Annotated in this window: 14 protein-coding genes and 1 pseudogene (1 of these 15 running past the window's edge); 1 reads left to right on the top strand and 14 read right to left on the bottom strand. The window is 51.0% G+C overall.

Translation table 11 applies throughout. The annotated features are described in order from the left end of the window. Window positions 1-26: 26 nt before the first annotated feature. The 12 genes from miaA to QZ327_RS02115 all read right to left on the bottom strand — a co-directional run bounded on the left by miaA (window position 27) and on the right by QZ327_RS02115 (window position 13943). A complete protein-coding gene (gene miaA, locus QZ327_RS02170) occupies window positions 27-935 on the bottom strand; it encodes a tRNA (adenosine(37)-N6)-dimethylallyltransferase MiaA (protein ID WP_294616726.1) in 909 nt (302 codons plus the stop codon). Window positions 936-1050: 115 nt separating this feature from the next. Beyond that, window positions 1051-1611 (bottom strand): hypothetical protein, encoded by a 561-nt coding sequence (locus QZ327_RS02165; protein ID WP_294616724.1) that lies wholly within the window; start codon window positions 1609-1611, stop codon window positions 1051-1053. Window positions 1612-1729: 118 nt separating this feature from the next. Then, window positions 1730-2506 carry an acyl-ACP--UDP-N-acetylglucosamine O-acyltransferase gene (gene lpxA, locus QZ327_RS02160; protein ID WP_294616722.1) on the bottom strand — a complete coding sequence of 259 codons (777 nt, stop codon included), beginning with the start codon at window positions 2504-2506 and terminating at the stop codon, window positions 1730-1732. 81 nt (window positions 2507-2587) lie between these two features. Next, window positions 2588-3973 carry a bifunctional UDP-3-O-[3-hydroxymyristoyl] N-acetylglucosamine deacetylase/3-hydroxyacyl-ACP dehydratase gene (locus tag QZ327_RS02155; RefSeq protein WP_294616721.1) on the bottom strand — a complete coding sequence of 462 codons (1386 nt, stop codon included), beginning with the start codon at window positions 3971-3973 and terminating at the stop codon, window positions 2588-2590. Between the two features lie 3 nt (window positions 3974-3976). Beyond that, window positions 3977-5017, bottom strand: a complete 1041-nt coding sequence (lpxD, locus tag QZ327_RS02150) for a UDP-3-O-(3-hydroxymyristoyl)glucosamine N-acyltransferase (RefSeq protein ID WP_294616719.1) — start codon at window positions 5015-5017, stop codon at window positions 3977-3979. Window positions 5018-5101: 84 nt separating this feature from the next. Further along, a complete protein-coding gene (locus QZ327_RS02145) occupies window positions 5102-6331 on the bottom strand; it encodes an HD domain-containing protein (protein WP_294616717.1) in 1230 nt (409 codons plus the stop codon). A gap of 107 nt (window positions 6332-6438) precedes the next feature. After that, window positions 6439-7263: an orotidine-5'-phosphate decarboxylase gene (gene pyrF / locus QZ327_RS02140; RefSeq protein ID WP_294616715.1), complete on the bottom strand. Its 825-nt coding sequence runs from the start codon at window positions 7261-7263 to the stop codon at window positions 6439-6441. Between the two features lie 46 nt (window positions 7264-7309). Continuing rightward, a complete protein-coding gene (locus QZ327_RS02135; RefSeq protein WP_294616713.1) occupies window positions 7310-9097 on the bottom strand; it encodes a DUF4153 domain-containing protein in 1788 nt (595 codons plus the stop codon). A 150-nt stretch (window positions 9098-9247) separates the two neighbouring features. Continuing rightward, window positions 9248-10360 carry a peptide chain release factor 1 gene (gene prfA / locus QZ327_RS02130; protein ID WP_294616712.1) on the bottom strand — a complete coding sequence of 371 codons (1113 nt, stop codon included), beginning with the start codon at window positions 10358-10360 and terminating at the stop codon, window positions 9248-9250. Window positions 10361-10404: 44 nt separating this feature from the next. Further along, complete coding sequence (locus QZ327_RS02125) at window positions 10405-11574, bottom strand: AIR synthase-related protein (RefSeq protein ID WP_294616711.1); 1170 nt, start codon at window positions 11572-11574, stop codon at window positions 10405-10407. 114 nt (window positions 11575-11688) lie between these two features. After that, a complete protein-coding gene (locus tag QZ327_RS02120) occupies window positions 11689-12921 on the bottom strand; it encodes an acyloxyacyl hydrolase (RefSeq protein ID WP_294616709.1) in 1233 nt (410 codons plus the stop codon). A 44-nt stretch (window positions 12922-12965) separates the two neighbouring features. After that, window positions 12966-13943: a hypothetical protein gene (locus QZ327_RS02115; RefSeq protein ID WP_294616707.1), complete on the bottom strand. Its 978-nt coding sequence runs from the start codon at window positions 13941-13943 to the stop codon at window positions 12966-12968. 139 nt (window positions 13944-14082) lie between these two features. Here QZ327_RS02115 and QZ327_RS02110 point away from each other — a divergent pair, with 139 nt between their 5' ends. Further along, window positions 14083-14262: a hypothetical protein gene (locus tag QZ327_RS02110; protein WP_294616706.1), complete on the top strand. Its 180-nt coding sequence runs from the start codon at window positions 14083-14085 to the stop codon at window positions 14260-14262. 399 nt (window positions 14263-14661) lie between these two features. On the opposite strand, the gene QZ327_RS02105 is transcribed toward QZ327_RS02110, so the two are convergent. Both QZ327_RS02105 and QZ327_RS02100 read right to left on the bottom strand, forming a co-directional pair. Continuing rightward, window positions 14662-15264, bottom strand: coding sequence for a LemA family protein (locus QZ327_RS02105; protein WP_294616705.1), 603 nt, complete (start codon window positions 15262-15264; stop codon window positions 14662-14664). Window positions 15265-15303: 39 nt separating this feature from the next. Beyond that, window positions 15304-15421: pseudogene (locus tag QZ327_RS02100) on the bottom strand (YgcG family protein) (it continues 792 nt past the right edge of the window).

Genomic DNA, 15421 nt, shown 5'->3' with positions numbered 1-15421 from the left:
TTAGGCATAGTCTGTCATTATGCTGATTAGTAGTCGGTGTTTAACTGTGAACGGAGATACGTAAGTATCTCCGTTTCTTGTTCCGGATGAAACCAGCGTATTTCCTCGTCCCGTTTGAACCACGTCATCTGTTTGCGGGAGTAGATGCGGGAGTTCTGTTGGATTTTCTCAATGGCAAAGGGCAGCGTCCATTCGCCGTCGAGGTAGTTGAATATTTCCTTATAGCCTACGGTGTTCAGTGAGTTGAGCGCCCGATGCGGGTAGACGCTACGGGCTTCTTCCACCAGCCCGTCTGCTATCATTTGCTCCACACGTTGGTTGATGCGGGCGTATAGCTCTTTGCGGTCGCGTGTCAGTCCTATCTTAATAATATGGAAAGGGCGTTCCTTCTTTTGCTGTGTACGGAAAGAGGTATAGGTCTTGCCTGTCATGTAGCAGATTTCCAGTGCATGCACTACCCGTTTATGGTTCTTCAGGTCTACAATCCTGTAATACTCCGGGTCCAGCAACTTCAGTTCGGCACACAGGTTGTCCAGCCCTTCCGTCTCATATTTGTGCAGCATAAGCCGGCGGGTTTCGGCATCTACAGTGGGGATGTCGTCAATGCCTTTGCATACGGCATCCACGTACATCATGGAACCGCCTGCCAGAAGCACAACCTCATGCCGGGCATAGAGTTTCTCAAGAAGTTGTAGTACTTCGGCTTCATATTGGGCGGCGCTGTAATAGTCGGTCAGTTGCAGGGTGCCGACAAAGTAATGCCGTACCCGTTGCAATTGTTTCGGGGTAGGCGCCGCCGTACCGATTTTCAGTTCGGCATACAGTTGCCGTGAGTCGGCGGAAACGATACATGTCCGGAAATGTTCTGCCAGCCGCAGGCTGAGTTCTGTCTTACCCACTCCCGTAGGGCCTATAAGTACTATCAATGTTTTCATGAGGTCGTAATAACATAATTCGGGCGAAAAACAGTTGCATCCTTTGAAACGAATGTATCCTCACAGGACATTTCAGTATCATTGGAGCAAATTGTTATTCGCCCGAGCCGGTTTATCAGAATTTGTCTTCTTCGTAAGCAATATCGGCAGCACCGTCGTCCAAGCCGCCGAAACCTTCTTTGTCGAAGTCTTCCATATCAAAGTCCTGGTCGCCGTAGAAGCTTTCGTCCAAATCGAGCGAGCCGCCGGCAGCAGCCATTTCTTCGAAGTCGATGGTCTGTTTAGGAGCATCACCGGCTTTCTTGGTGCATTTTGCTCCGCTCATATTCTTACCGGTGATGATTTCGGAGAGTTCGATGAAGAAACACCTTTCTGTCATGTAGTCGAACACGTACAGCAGTTTTTGCTTCTCGTCTTCTACCAACTCGCTGATCGGGGTGTCTTTCATTACCCAACTGTCTATCTCCGGATTGTCGTCCATCTCTTCGAGAGTGACTTCTTTTTCCTTTTCCCAATCATCGTCACAGATGAAGAAAGAGGTCATTTGGTCGTTGGCATAACCTGCCGATTTCAGGATAGCTTCGTGGAAGTCATAGAAAGTGGCTTCCGGATCAATCTGTATTTCTCTGATGAAGTCGTCCACTTCATCGGAGATGAGGGTGAATCTGTATATCATGATGAACTGTAATTTATGAGTTTGGAGTTATGAGTTTTTAGATTTCAGATTTTAGATTTCTGATTTCAGACGTTACTTAATAGGTAACAACTCTAAACTCTGAAATCTAAAAACTATTTCATTTTCCTGCCGGAATGATACCGCGCGCCGACTCGCGTATAAAGTTTACGATATAGCTGATTTCGGGCGTCATTTCCATTTCACTTTCAATCTTCTTCAAAGCATCCGTATTGTTCAGTCCGCTTTGATAGATGATACGGTAAGCGTTATGGATGGATTCGATGGTTTCGTTGGAGAACCCCCGGCGGCGCAATCCCACGAGGTTGAGCCCTGCATAGCAGATAGGTTCCCGTCCGGCTATGATATACGGCGGTATGTCTTTACTGAAACGGCATCCACCCTGTATCATACCGAACCCGCCTACGCGGCAGAACTGGTGCATCAGCACGTTGGCACTGATAATGGAGTTGTCGTCTATTATAATTTCACCTGCCATTTTGGTGGAGTTACCGATGATACAACCGTTCCCGATGATGGCATCGTGCGCCACATGCACACTCTCCATCAACAGGTTGTTGCTGCCCACCACTGTTTTTCCTTTGGCAGCCGTACCCCGGTTGATTGTCACATTCTCGCGGATGGTGTTGTTGTCGCCTATCTCGGCGGTAGTCTCTTCTCCCCTGAACTTCAAATCTTGCGGCACGGCACCGATTACGGCTCCGGGAAAGATTGTGTTCCCATTGCCGATGCGCGACCCGTACAGAATGTTGACGTTCGCCATAATCTTGTTGTTATTACCGATTACCACATTCTTGTCAATGAAGACAAAAGGAGCAATCTCTACGTTTTCCCCGATTTGTGCTTCGGGGTGGATATATGTTAAGGGACTTATCATGTTAATTATTTATGATTTTAGATTTTAGATTTGGCACCGTACTGTGGCGGAGCAATCATAAATCTTAAATTTGAAATCTTATCACTTATTTTTTACTATCTGCGCCATAAACTCAGCCTCGCACACCACTTTTTCGCCTACAAACACATAGCCTTTCATCGTAGAAATGCCGCGACGGATAGGGGCCATCAGTTCGACACGGAAAATCAGCGTATCTCCCGGCACTACTTTCTGGCGGAACTTAACGCCGTCTATCTTCATGAAGTAGGTGGAGTAGCGTTCAGGTTCGTCCACGGAGTTCAGTACAAGCAGGCCTCCTGTCTGTGCCATTGCCTCTACCTGCAACACGCCGGGCATCACCGGTTCTTGCGGGAAGTGCCCCTGGAAGAAAGGCTCGTTGGCGGTTACGTTCTTCACGCCTACGATGTAGTTGGCACCTATCTCAATTACTTTGTCTACCAGTTGGAACGGATAGCGGTGCGGCAACAGTTCGCGGATGCGGTTTACATCCATAATCGGCTCGCGGTTGCAGTCGTATGTAGGAGCCTGTATCTCGTGCAGGCGGATTTCCTTGCGCATCTGGCGAGCAAACTTATTGTTGATGGTGTGTCCCGGACGTGTGGCGATGATACGACCTTTGATGGGCTTGCCAATCAATGCCAGGTCGCCGATGACGTCCAGCAACTTATGGCGGGCACATTCGTTGGGCCATACCAGTGGCTTATGGTTGATGTAACCCAACTGCTTGGCATCCATGTGCGCCACACCCATTACGTCGGCAAGTTTGTCATAGGCATCCTGCGGCATTTCGCGTTCGTAGATGACGATGGCATTGTCCAAATCACCTCCTTTGATGAGTCCGGCTTGCAGCAACGGCTCTATCTCGCGTACGAATACAAATGTGCGGCTTGCAGCTACTTCGTCCTTGAATTTTGTCATATCTTCCAAGGTGGCAAATTGGTTGGGGATGATGGTAGAGTCGTAAGATACCAACACGTTCAGGCTGAAGTTCTCATCGGGCAATACGATGATGGACGAACCGGTAGTCTCGTCGCGGAATTCAATCTTCGACTTGATGATATAGAAATCCTTTACGGCACTCTGCTCTACGGTGCCCACACGTTCTATCTCGTTGACATAATATTGAGCGCTTCCGTCCAGGATGGGAAATTCCGGACCGTTTACCTGAATAAGGCAGTTGTCTATGCCCAGGGCATAAAGCGCAGCCATACCATGCTCTATGGTACTGACCTTCACTCCGTTTTTGGAAAGTACGGTGCCGCGTGTCGTTTCGGTCACATTGTCGGCAACGGCATCGATAACGGGCTCTCCTTCGAGGTCGATACGCTGAATCTTATATCCGTGGTTGTCCGGAGCCGGGTTGAAAGTAACGGTCAGGTCAAGTCCTGTATGAAGGCCTTTCCCACTGAGCGAAAAGCTGTCTTTCAGAGTCTTTTGTTTCAACATTGGTTACTTATTTAATTGTTTCTTTAATTCGTCAAGTTCTTTGCGGAGCGCGTTCAGTTCGAAGTACATATCCGGCAACTTGCGGAATACTGCCTGCGCCTTGAAGTAAGGCTTTATCTCCATAGGCGGCGTGCCTATCAACGCACTGCCCTCCTTGATGTTGCCGGGAACGCCCGACTGTGCACCCAGGTTTACTTTGTTTCCGATGTGGATGTGTCCGGCTATGCCCACCTGACCGCCGAACATGCACCATTCGCCTATCTTGGTAGAACCGGCAATGCCCACCTGGGCGGCCATTACCGTGTGCGAACCGATTTCGTCGTTGTGTGCCACTTGCACCAGGTTGTCCAGTTTCACACCGCTGTGCACGATGGTCGCTCCCATTGTGGCACGGTCTACGCACGTATTGGCACCAATCTCCACGTTGTCCTCCAGTATGGTGATACCGATTTGGGGGATTTTCTCATAACCCTCGGGGGTCGGAGCGAAACCGAACCCGTCCGCGCCAATCACGCAGCCGGCATGCAGGATGCAACGGTTACCCACGCGGCAATCGTGATAGATGGTGGCGTTGGCATAAATGATGCAGTCGCTGCCTACTTTGGCACCGCTTCCGATGGTGGCATGCGGATGGATTACCGTGTTGTCTCCCACTTCTGCGTATTCTCCGATGCAGGCGAAAGGTGCGATGTAAACATCTTTGCCTATTTTTGCCGTCTCGGCAACGTATGCCCGCGGGTCGATGCCCGTACGCTTCGGCTTGCTTTGTTCATAAAGGTTCAGCAGTTTGGCAAGACTTTCGTAAGCATTGTCTACCTTAATCATTGTGGCTTTCACCTCCTGTTCGGGAGTGAAATCCTTGTTCACCAAAACGATGCTCGATTGGGTTTCGTACAGATAAGGTATGTATTTAGGGTTGGACAGGAAAGAGATTGCTCCCGGTATTCCCTCCTCAATTTTGGCGAAGGTGTGTACGGTTGCATTCTCGTCTCCAACGATTTCTCCCTGGATAAATGTTGCAATTTGTTTAGCAGAGAACTCCATGTCTTATTGTTGTTAGATGGTTTCAAAACACAAATAACGGACTTTTTTTTTATATATCCTTGTCCTGCGATGAATATTTTATACTTATCTATGCAGACGCTGGTAACATAAGTAGTATTTTTTTACTTTCTTTGACAGCAGGGATATGTTGAGCATGTCCGATGCTTCGGCTATATTTTTGGTGGAACCGTCGTTGTACAGGATGGTGATACTGTCGTCCGCCGGGTCGTACATGTTCTTTTCAATGCCGGGCGTGGAAATGAAATATCCGGCTTCGGACGGGGAGATGTCCAGTTGCCTGCCTATCTGCAAGGTTATCTCTTTTTTCCGCTCCTCTCCGAAAGGCTCGGTAGAGATTTCCACTTTGAAGATGTTACGGTTTATCATGCCCAGGCTGAGCGTGGACAGCACTTTGTCCGCATGCGTGCTCCATACCTTCAGGGATGTCCACAGGTCGTTGTCGTCCAGCCGGATGAAGTTTTCCAAACATTCCGGATTGGCGTAGAAAGTCTCCCGGTTGATGTCATTGTACAGAAAGAATTTCAACGCGGGCGAGGCAAACAGGTCCACGCCCTGTCCGGCAAGTTCCTTGGCACGCAGCAGCGTGCTGATGAGCATTCTCTCGTATGCCACCGAAGTCTTGTGCAGATACACTTGCCAATACATCAGGCGGCGTGCGGTGAGGAAGTTTTCGATGGAATAGATGCCTTTGGACTCTACCACCAGATGGTCGTCCTTTACATCGAGCATTTTGATGATGCGCGCCGAGCCGATGTTGCCTTCCGTCACTCCCGTATAGAAACTGTCGCGGCGCAGGTAGTCAAGACGGTCCATGTCCAGTTGTCCGCTTACCAGCTGGTGCAGGAATCGTTTGGGATATTCGTCCTTGAATATGCGGATGGCAAGTGCCAGTTGCCCGTTCATCTCTTTGTTGATGCGCTCCATCAGCATCAGGGAGATATCCTCGTGCGAGACACCCTTTACGATGGTGTCTTCAAGCACGTGCGAGAAAGGACCGTGCCCGATGTCGTGCATCAGGATGGCGGCCTGCACGGCTTCCGCTTCGCTGTCGAAGATGAAGTTGCCTTTGGCTGTGAGTTGCTGGATGGCCTCGCTCATGAGGTGGAAAGCGCCCAGCGAGTGCTGGAACCGGGTGTGTTGCGCGCCGGGATAGACCACGGACGACAGCCCCAACTGCCTGATGCGCGTAAGGCGTTGCAACAGCGGGTGGCGCACGATGTCATAGAGCAACCCTTTCGGTATGTTGATGAACCCGAACACCGGGTCGTTGATGATTTTGCGTTCGTAGAGCATGGGCAAGTGTTTGATACTTTACTTTATACAGGTCAGGCAGAGACGGTAGCACAAGTGGTTGGCTGCACGGCTCTGCCCGACTGTGGTTATGTTATGGATTGTTCCGGTCAAAGTATCGCTTTCAGCTGTTCCGCCATCTGTGCCTGCACTTCTTGTGCGGCTTTGCGGCTGGCGGCGGCAAAGTTCTCGGTCTTGTCCACGTAGATGATGCCGCGGCTGGAGTTGACAATCAGTCCGCAGGTCTTGTTCATACCGTATTTGCAGACTTCTTCCAGCGAACCGCCTTGTGCGCCTACACCGGGCACCAGGAGGAAGTGGTTGGGGACAATCTTGCGGATATCCTCGAAAGCGCGTCCCTGGGTGGCGCCTACCACGTACATCATCTGTTCGTCGCTTGCCCACTCCTGGCTCTTGCGCAGCACTTTCTCGAAGAGGCGTTCGCCCTGCGGGTCTTCCGTCAGCTGGAAGTCGTGCGAACCTTTGTTGCTGGTCAGCGCAAGCAGGATAACCCATTTGCCTTCGTAGGTGAGGAACGGGGTGACGCTGTCTTCGCCCATGTAGGGAGCCACGGTCACGGAGTCGATGTCCAGTTCTTCAAAGAATGTGCGGGCATACATGGCAGAGGTGTTGCCGATGTCGCCGCGCTTGGCATCGGCGATGATGAACTGGTCGGGATAATTCTGCTTGATGTAGTTCACGGTCTTTTCAAAGGCAATCCAACCTTTCACGCCCATGCTCTCGTAAAAAGCGAGGTTCGGTTTGTAGGCGATGCAGAGATCCGCCGTTGCGTCGATGATTACTTTGTTGAAGGCGAAGATGGGGTCTTCTTCCTTCAGCAGATGTTCCGGAATCTTCTTGATATCCGTGTCCAGACCTACGCAGAGAAATGATTTCTTGCGCTTTATATTCTCAAAGAGTTGCTGTTTGTTCATATCGATGGAATTTATTGATTTATGATTTTCAGATTTCTGTCGGTTGTTATCTCTTCAGATGGATGCCGCTGAAGTTCAATGTGGCAGAGTGTTTTTTGGCAGGGTCGCCGGTATTCAAATGGAAGCGGGTCAGCACGAACTTGTTTCCCGCACGGTTACAACGAAGCGTTTGCGGTGTAAGGTTGTGCTGTTTATCCCATTCAAGCAGATCTTGCAGTGCTACGTAGGCGGTGTCCGGCGTTTCTTTGACATCATCGGTGGGCAAGGCGAAAGCAATGGTGCCCGCTTTTATTGCCTGCAAGTCGAAGATGTACATCGTATCGTCATACAGCATCACCCTTGTATAGGTACCGGAGATATCCAACGGGTTTACTCTCTTGGTGAGTAGGTTGCGGTAGTACGTTTTCTTCAAGCCGATGGTGTCGCCATCCTCTCCTGCTACAATCACTGTGTCCTCAACAACGGCTTCTTCCTTTATTATGTATCTTTTTGCTGTCCAATAGTTGACGTCCTTGTCCACTAAGCGATAGATGCTTTGGTCGCAATAGAAGTCTTCCAGTTTTTTTAACCGGCTGTTCACTGCCAATGCCTCTTTTTCGGGCAGTGTCTTCAGCCAGTCGAGGTATTGCTCGTTGTTCATGGGCAACGTATCTTTGTAGGTACTTGTCATCGTGGCTTCCACCTCTTTTAATAAGTAGTTGCGTGAGATGCTGACATAATTCACCGGCAGTACCGACGTCAACAGGAAGATAACGGCAAACGAAATGGGTATCCAGTTGATGCGCCGCGCCTTTGTGACGAACAGCCCGATGCAGACGATGTAGAACCAGCCGTTGAGCGTGGCGAGGTAGAGACGGTTGAGGGTGATGCCGTAATCGTTGAACCGGCGTACGATGCCTACGGTCATCAGCAGCAACAGCGGCAGTATCAGTACGGGCATCCAGCGGGCAACCCAATTGTCGAACCGCTTACTTTCCTTGAACCGAGTGGGATATAGCCCGAATTCGATGGCGATGCACATCGTCATCAATGTCACGACCAGCCACGACACCCAACCTGTGGGCAACTCCCAACGGATGAGGATGCGGGTGGCATAGACGTAGAGTACTGCCAGGTATCCGGCTGTGAGCGGCAGGAACAGGTAGTGCAGGATGCCGTTCAGAAATTCCGAGGAGTGCGGTTCGCGGTCATACTTTTTGACTCCTTGCGGCAACAGTCCGAGAAATAGCGTCAGGGCAAGTGCTATGGTACACAGGAAATAGATGTATATATAGCACTCTTTGCTGATGTGGATGCCGAACAACTGGTGCAGCGAGAAGAGCAGCAAGCAGGTGCCTGCGCATAGGATAAACCCTATCAGCTGTGTGACGATGTACGAGGAAACGGTGCTCAGCGCAAAGTTCCAGCTGGCAATGTCGTTTTTCTCGCGCAGAAACGAAAGGAAGAATACGGACAGCCCTACGGCAAGGATGACCGCCGCGTGGGCGATGCCGATTTCAATCCACGAATGTCCGGGGCTGCACTGATGATAGAGAATGAAAGCATCGGCTATGAGCAGGGTGTGCGCGGCAAGTTGCACGCCAATCTTCCACAGGCGGCGTTTCACCTCTTCGCTCCATAGGTGGAGCGTAAGTGAGAGCACGATGCCTACCGACAGGTAGTAGCCGATGACGAACAGTAGCCGGTCTTCCCCTTTCCAGTTGGTTGCTGTCAGGCGGATGAGGTAAGCGGTGAATACGAAAATGAAAGCCACCGCAACCGGGAAGCGCTTCAGGCAGTTCCGGAATGCCGTGATGGCTGTGTGGAATGCCTTTCCTACTGATAATCCGTTCATGACTTTAAGAGTTTAAGATTTCAGATTTTAGATTTCAGGAACCAGGCTTTCAGGCTGGTGGTGCGTTAGTGCCGTAAGGCAATTCCGGATTAGTCGGAACTTTCAGCCCGTACGGCAATAAGAAATCTAAAATCAGAAATCAGGAATATTCTACAGTTCGCTTTCTTTCAGCCTTTCCGCATTTTCTGCAACAATCAGGTGGTCGATGCAGTCCTGGATGTCGCCGTCCATAAAGGCGGCAAGGTTGTAGATGGTATAGTTGATGCGGTGGTCAGTGATGCGTCCCTGCGGATAGTTGTAGGTACGTATCTTGGCAGAGCGGTCGCCGGTGCTGACCATTGTCTTGCGTTTGGAGGCGATATCGTCGATGTATTTCTGATGCTCTTTGTCATAAATAAAGGTACGCAGGCGCGAGAGGGCACGCTCTTTGTTCTTCGGCTGATCGCGCGTTTCGGTACATTCGATGAGGATTTCCTCCACCACTCCCGTGTTCGGGTTCTTCCAGTTGTAGCGCAGGCGCACACCCGATTCCACTTTGTTTACATTCTGGCCGCCTGCACCGCCGCTTCGGAAAGTATCCCATTTGATTTCGCCTTCGTTGATGACCACGTCAAACTCTTCGGCTTCGGGAAGCACGGCTACGGATGCGGCAGAGGTATGCACGCGTCCTTGCGTTTCGGTGGCGGGCACACGCTGCACGCGGTGCACGCCCGATTCGTATTTCAGCGTGCCGTATACGTTGTCGCCCGTTACGGAACAGATGATTTCCTTGAAACCGCCGGCGGCACCTTCGTTGGCACTGGATATGTCGAGCCGCCAGCCTTTCGCCTCGCAATATTTGGTGTACATGCGGAAGAGGTCGCCTGCAAAGATGGCGGCTTCGTCTCCGCCTGCGCCGCCACGGATTTCAAGAATGGCATTGCGGCTGTCCTGCGGGTCGGCAGGCACAAGCAGCAGTTTAATCTCTTCTTCCAGTTCCGGCTGGCGCGTCTGGCAGGCATCCAACTCTTCACGTGCCATTTCACGCATTTCGGGGTCTGTTTCGTTGGCGATGATTTCTTTCGCCTCTTCGATGCCGCTCAATACTTGCATGTACTCCTTGCGGGCATCCATCAGGTCGCCCAGTTCTTTGTACTCTTTGGTGAGTTTGACGTAACGCTTTTGGTCGGCAATCACCGCCGGGTCTGTAATCAGCGTGGAGACTTCCTCGAAGCGTGCCACAAGTCCGTCCAGCTTTTCTAATATAGTGTTGTTGTCTGCCATATCTTCTATTCAGCCAATTTCATGCTCCCTTTCATACAAGGCGGTTAGTATTTGAACTCTCCGAATTCACTCTTTATTATAAGCTCCTTCTTGTCGCTCTCTTCGATGCGTCCCACAATCTGCGCATCGATACCGAAGCTCTTGCTGATGGCAATCACCTCTTCGGCATGTTCGGGCGAGAGATACACTTCCAGGCGATGGCCCATATTGAACACCTTGTACATTTCGCTCCAGTCCGTATCGCTTTGTTCCTTGATGGTCTTGAACAGGGGCGGTACGGGGAAGAGGTTGTCTTTGATGACGCGGCAGTTGTCGCCTACGAAGTGCAGCACCTTGGTCTGTGCGCCGCCGGAGCAGTGCACCATGCCGTGGATTTCGGGACGAAGTGCATCAAGCAACTTCTTCACTACCGGAGCGTAGGTGCGTGTGGGGGAGAGGACGAGCTTTCCGGCATCCAGCGGACTGCCTTCCACACTGTCCGTCAGTTTCAGCCCGCCGCTGTATACCAGTTCGTCGGGCACGGCTTTGTCGTAGCTTTCCGGATATTTTTCTGCCAGATATTTGGCGAACACATCGTGGCGGGCACTGGTAAGGCCGTTGCTGCCCATGCCGCCGTTGTACTCTTTCTCGTAGGTGGCTTGCCCGCAAGAGGAGAGGCCTACAATCACATCGCCCGGACGGATATTGGCATTGTCGATAACGTCCGAACGTTTCATGCGGCAAGTCACCGTAGAGTCTACGATAATGGTGCGTACCAGGTCGCCCACATCGGCAGTCTCGCCGCCGGTGGCATATACGCCTACACCCATTTCGCGCAGTTCGGCAAGAAGCTCGTCCGTGCCGTTGATGATGGCGGAAATCACTTCTCCGGGAATGAGCAGTTTGTTGCGTCCGATGGTGCTTGACACCAGGATGTTGTCTACCGCACCTACGCAAAGCAGGTCGTCGATGTTCATAATCAGCGCGTCCTGTGCGATGCCTTTCCATACGGAGAGGTCACCGGTCTCTTTCCAGTACATGTATGCCAGACTGGATTTTGTGCCTGCGCCGTCGGCGTGCATGATGTTGCAATACTCAGGGTCACCACCCAGGATGTCGGGGATGATTTTGCAGAAAGCCTGCGGGAAAATACCTTTGTCAATGTTTTTAATGGCGTTGTGCACATCTTCTTTGGATGCGCTGACACCTCTCATCATATATCGTTGATTACTCATGAGATAATAAGTTTGTTCTATTGGATGTGCAAAAGTAGTGATTATTTCGATTACAACCTTGATTTTGTGTGAGAAATGTGGAGTACCCTCTATAGGGAACACCCTGCCATCGGGCTATCTCCGGTTGTTGAACCGCCATCCCAGTCCCAGCATCAGGTGGTTGGGATCGTGGAAGTTCTGTAGCTGGTAGCCGGTGTGCAGGTAGAGGTTGCGGGTGATGGACGTCTTGAGGGCAAGCACCTGATACCATCCTTTTGTGTCTTCGCCCTTGTGCAGGAAGTGATAGCCTACACCGATGTTGATGGAGAAAACGGGCATGACAAATTCGCAACGCGCCGAGAGTCCGGCATTGAACTGCTCCTTGAAGGGAGGACGGTAGAATTTCGGTTTTCCGTGTTCGTCCGTGCCTGCCAGATGCTGCCGGATGTTGGCGCTTTCGTCATACTGCGCATCGAGCGAAAGTCCTGCCCGCAACATGCGGTGGAAGTTATACATCGGGTTGAAGTTGATGCCCGCCACTCCGAACGAGCCGGGTACCAATGTGCTGTTGTGGTTGTCCGCCCAGCCGCGTATCTTGGTGGCGCCGTAGAGCGTGAGGTCGTAACTGACGTGCGGCAGGAATGTCCGTTCACGTGGCGGCAGGGCGGCTTGTGCTTTGGAAAGGAACTGTTCGTCGCCGAAGTTGCGCGTGATGCCTATCCGTGCTCCTAAGGTATTGACGCCCGAATTGGGGTAGTGGGAATTGCCGTTGGAGAAGTGGCTGCCTTCCAAGCCGGCGGTGAGGTTCCAACGGGGAGACACCTGCCAGTTCAGGAAGAAGCCCAGGTTGATGTAGGCATTGATTTTGGAGCCTGTCACCAGGTTGTAGCGATTGAGGTTCTCGTTATATTTTTTCCAGCCGAAAGATGCGCCGAAGTTCCATTCATAGTCCAGTGACAACCGTGGCGCGAGGGTGGCGATGCGTGAACTTTGGAAAACGTAGAGTGCTGCGGGCGTGCCTGTTTCCGTGTTGTTGAACAATGTGTTGAGGGAAAGCCCGATGCCTTGCGTGGTGTGCGGATAGAGTTTGCCCGGCTTGGAGTCGGGATTGAACTGGACGCCATATTTCAAATGACCGGACAAGAACGTGTTCATGTGCCGTCCGTCGGCGTTGCTCCCTTTGAAGAAACTGTTGGTGGGAGCCAGGTAAGCAGGGCGCACGTCCACTGACAATTTGTGGAGGGGGCGGTGCAGGGGATGGGGCAGAGTGTCTGTCTGTTCGGACATCGCAGCGCCTTGCGCCCCCAGTACGTTGACGGTCTGCCCCGCAAGGAGCAGGGTTACCAATAGTTTATGAATCGTTCTCATGGTTGTATAGGCTTGTGTTTTTTTACTCGTAATCTTGTTCCTTGTCACTTGTCGTTCTTTTGGTGTTCCAACTTGGAGCCAATCGTTCCTGTCGGTGTCTTGCTACATAGGATGCCTTGCACGGTGTAGGGTTTTCCCGTCCCGGCGTTGCGCAGAAAAAGGGTATAGTTGGCAGAATAAACCTGACGTTCGACTGTGCGCTTGATATTTGTAATGCCCTGTTGCAAGGTCACGGTATACATAAAGGGCGGTTGCACGCTCATTTCAACCAGGTCGTTTCCGTACTGGAAGTACTTTATGCGGTCGTTGCTGGGTTTCACTCCCTGAGAGATATCGGCAGAGGGGAGTTCGATGGTGGGGGGATTGTCGTCCGTTTGTGCAAAGTTAATCTCAGTGGGGCAGGAGAGTAGCACATGGCGGTACATATGCTCGTTCAGGTTGTAGGTGCGCACCTCCGGCTTGTCGGTGTACTTGTAATGTGACAGATAGAGTTCTTCTGCTGTTTCGGTATTCACAGACTCCGGAATGAGGCTGTATTCTATCCGGTCTATCACGTAACCGCTGCCGGAGTCTTGGGTGAGGAATATCTCTTGTTCCCTGCCGTAGTGTTCCTTGTTGCCTATCAGTATGGAAAAGTGGAAAGGACGTCCGGTGATATTCTCTCCGATGCACACTTGCAGTTCCCGGTCGTTGGAGCGGGTGAAGATTAGCTCCCGGGAGAGACCTGTTACTACGATTTTACCTTTGTCTTTCAAGTAGCAGGAGGGGATGATACCCATGTCTGTGCCGTCTAAAGTGTATAAATGTCCGGAAAGCCCGTAAACGTCGTTACCTTCGTAGGCGTTGACCAACAGCCACTCCGGGGTATTGAAGCGGAGAACCAGCGTGTCGCCGTCACCGCTGAGCGTGGCTTCGGTGAGGGGAAGTTTGACTTCATCCACAAACACGTCTCCGTTGCAGGCATGTAGGATGGGTAACAGTAGCAGAAACAGAAGGTACGGATAGCCATGCGGATGTTTCATGAGTCAGAGTAGTTTTGTGATTGATAATAGGATACAAAACTAAGATAACTTTTGAAATAAACTCTTGGAACCTGCTTAATTTTTCCGAAAAAAGTATTTTATTCTGCCATGCCTGTAATTGAGGAATATGCCGGGCGGCATGGAATATAAAAACGGACGGAAACCGGATGGGGAGAAATGTACCGGGGAACACGACCGGAGAGACCGCACAAACGGACAGGCGGAAGCGGAGAAACAGAAACGGAGCGGTGATGAACAAACGGATAAAAACAGGTGGGCGAAACATCCTCGCAAGGTGTTTATTGTCAGAGAGATATGAGTGCCACTCGTTTTCTGCATGGTGGAACTTTATTCCCAGCTTGCCGGGAACGCGTTCCCACCTCATTGGGAATACGTTCCCAACAAGCAGGGAACACGTTCCCAATTAAGTGGGAACATCGGAAGAAAAAGAAACTGTCAGTCACGAGGGAAGGATTTGCGGGAGCCGGAGAGGGTTATCACCCTTCGGGGACAAGGAGTAAAAGCCGATACTTCCGTAAATACATACGAAGAGTATCGGCTTTTACTTCTTTAGCGTCTCTGGCTGCTGTAAATGAAAGAACCGTGACACTGATGATGTGGATAAATCAAAAAAATCCGCGTTATCAGTGTCATCAGTGTCTAAAAGATTGTGTATGGGTTTTTCTCCCTTTTCAATCCCTATTTCTTCCTTTGGGGATTAGAACTCAACCTTCGGAGCCTGTTCGGCACCTTCGGCTGCTTCGAAATAGGCACGCTTTTCGAAACCGAACAGGCCTGCGAGAATGTTTTTCGGGAAACGGCGGATGGTTTGATTATACTCCTTGGCGGCATTGTTGAAGTTGGTGCGCGCCACGTTGATACGGTTTTCCGTACCTTCCAGTTGTGCTTGCAGTTCGAGGAAGTTCTGGTTTGCCTTCAGGTCGGGATAGTTTTCGGTAATGGCAAGCAGTTTGCCGAGGGCGGAAGTAACCGCACCTTGTGCCTTTTGGTATTCCGCCAGCTTCTCCGGTGTCAGGTCATTGGCGTTTACGGTCATCTGTGTGGCCTTGCTGCGCGCTTCTATCACACCTTGCAGTGTCTCTTGTTCGTGAGAGGCATAGCCTTTGACTGTATTTACAAGATTCGGTATCAGGTCGGCACGGCGTTGGTATTGTGTTTCAACGTTAGACCACTGTCCGCTGACGTTTTCGTCCATAGTGACAAGTCCGTTATAACCGGTAACGCCCCAAATGCCAAGAGAGGCTACACAAATGCCAAGAAGGGCTACAACAACAATGATGATAATGGTTGATTTTTTCATACTCTTTTTATTTATTGATTATTTGAATGTTGTTTCTTTTTAAAATCTTGACCCGGCTCCACCGCCGCCGCCCATGCCGCCACCGAAACTGCCGCCGCTAAAGCCGCCACCTCCGCTTCCGAAGCCTCCGCCTCCGAAGATGACAGGACCGCTGCCA

Origin of the sequence: uncultured Bacteroides sp. (assembly GCF_910578895.1) — a bacterium.
Lineage (GTDB): Bacteria > Bacteroidota > Bacteroidia > Bacteroidales > Bacteroidaceae > Bacteroides.
The sequence above is the reverse complement of the archived record's forward strand: the minus strand, read 5'-3'. Positions and strand labels throughout refer to the sequence as shown.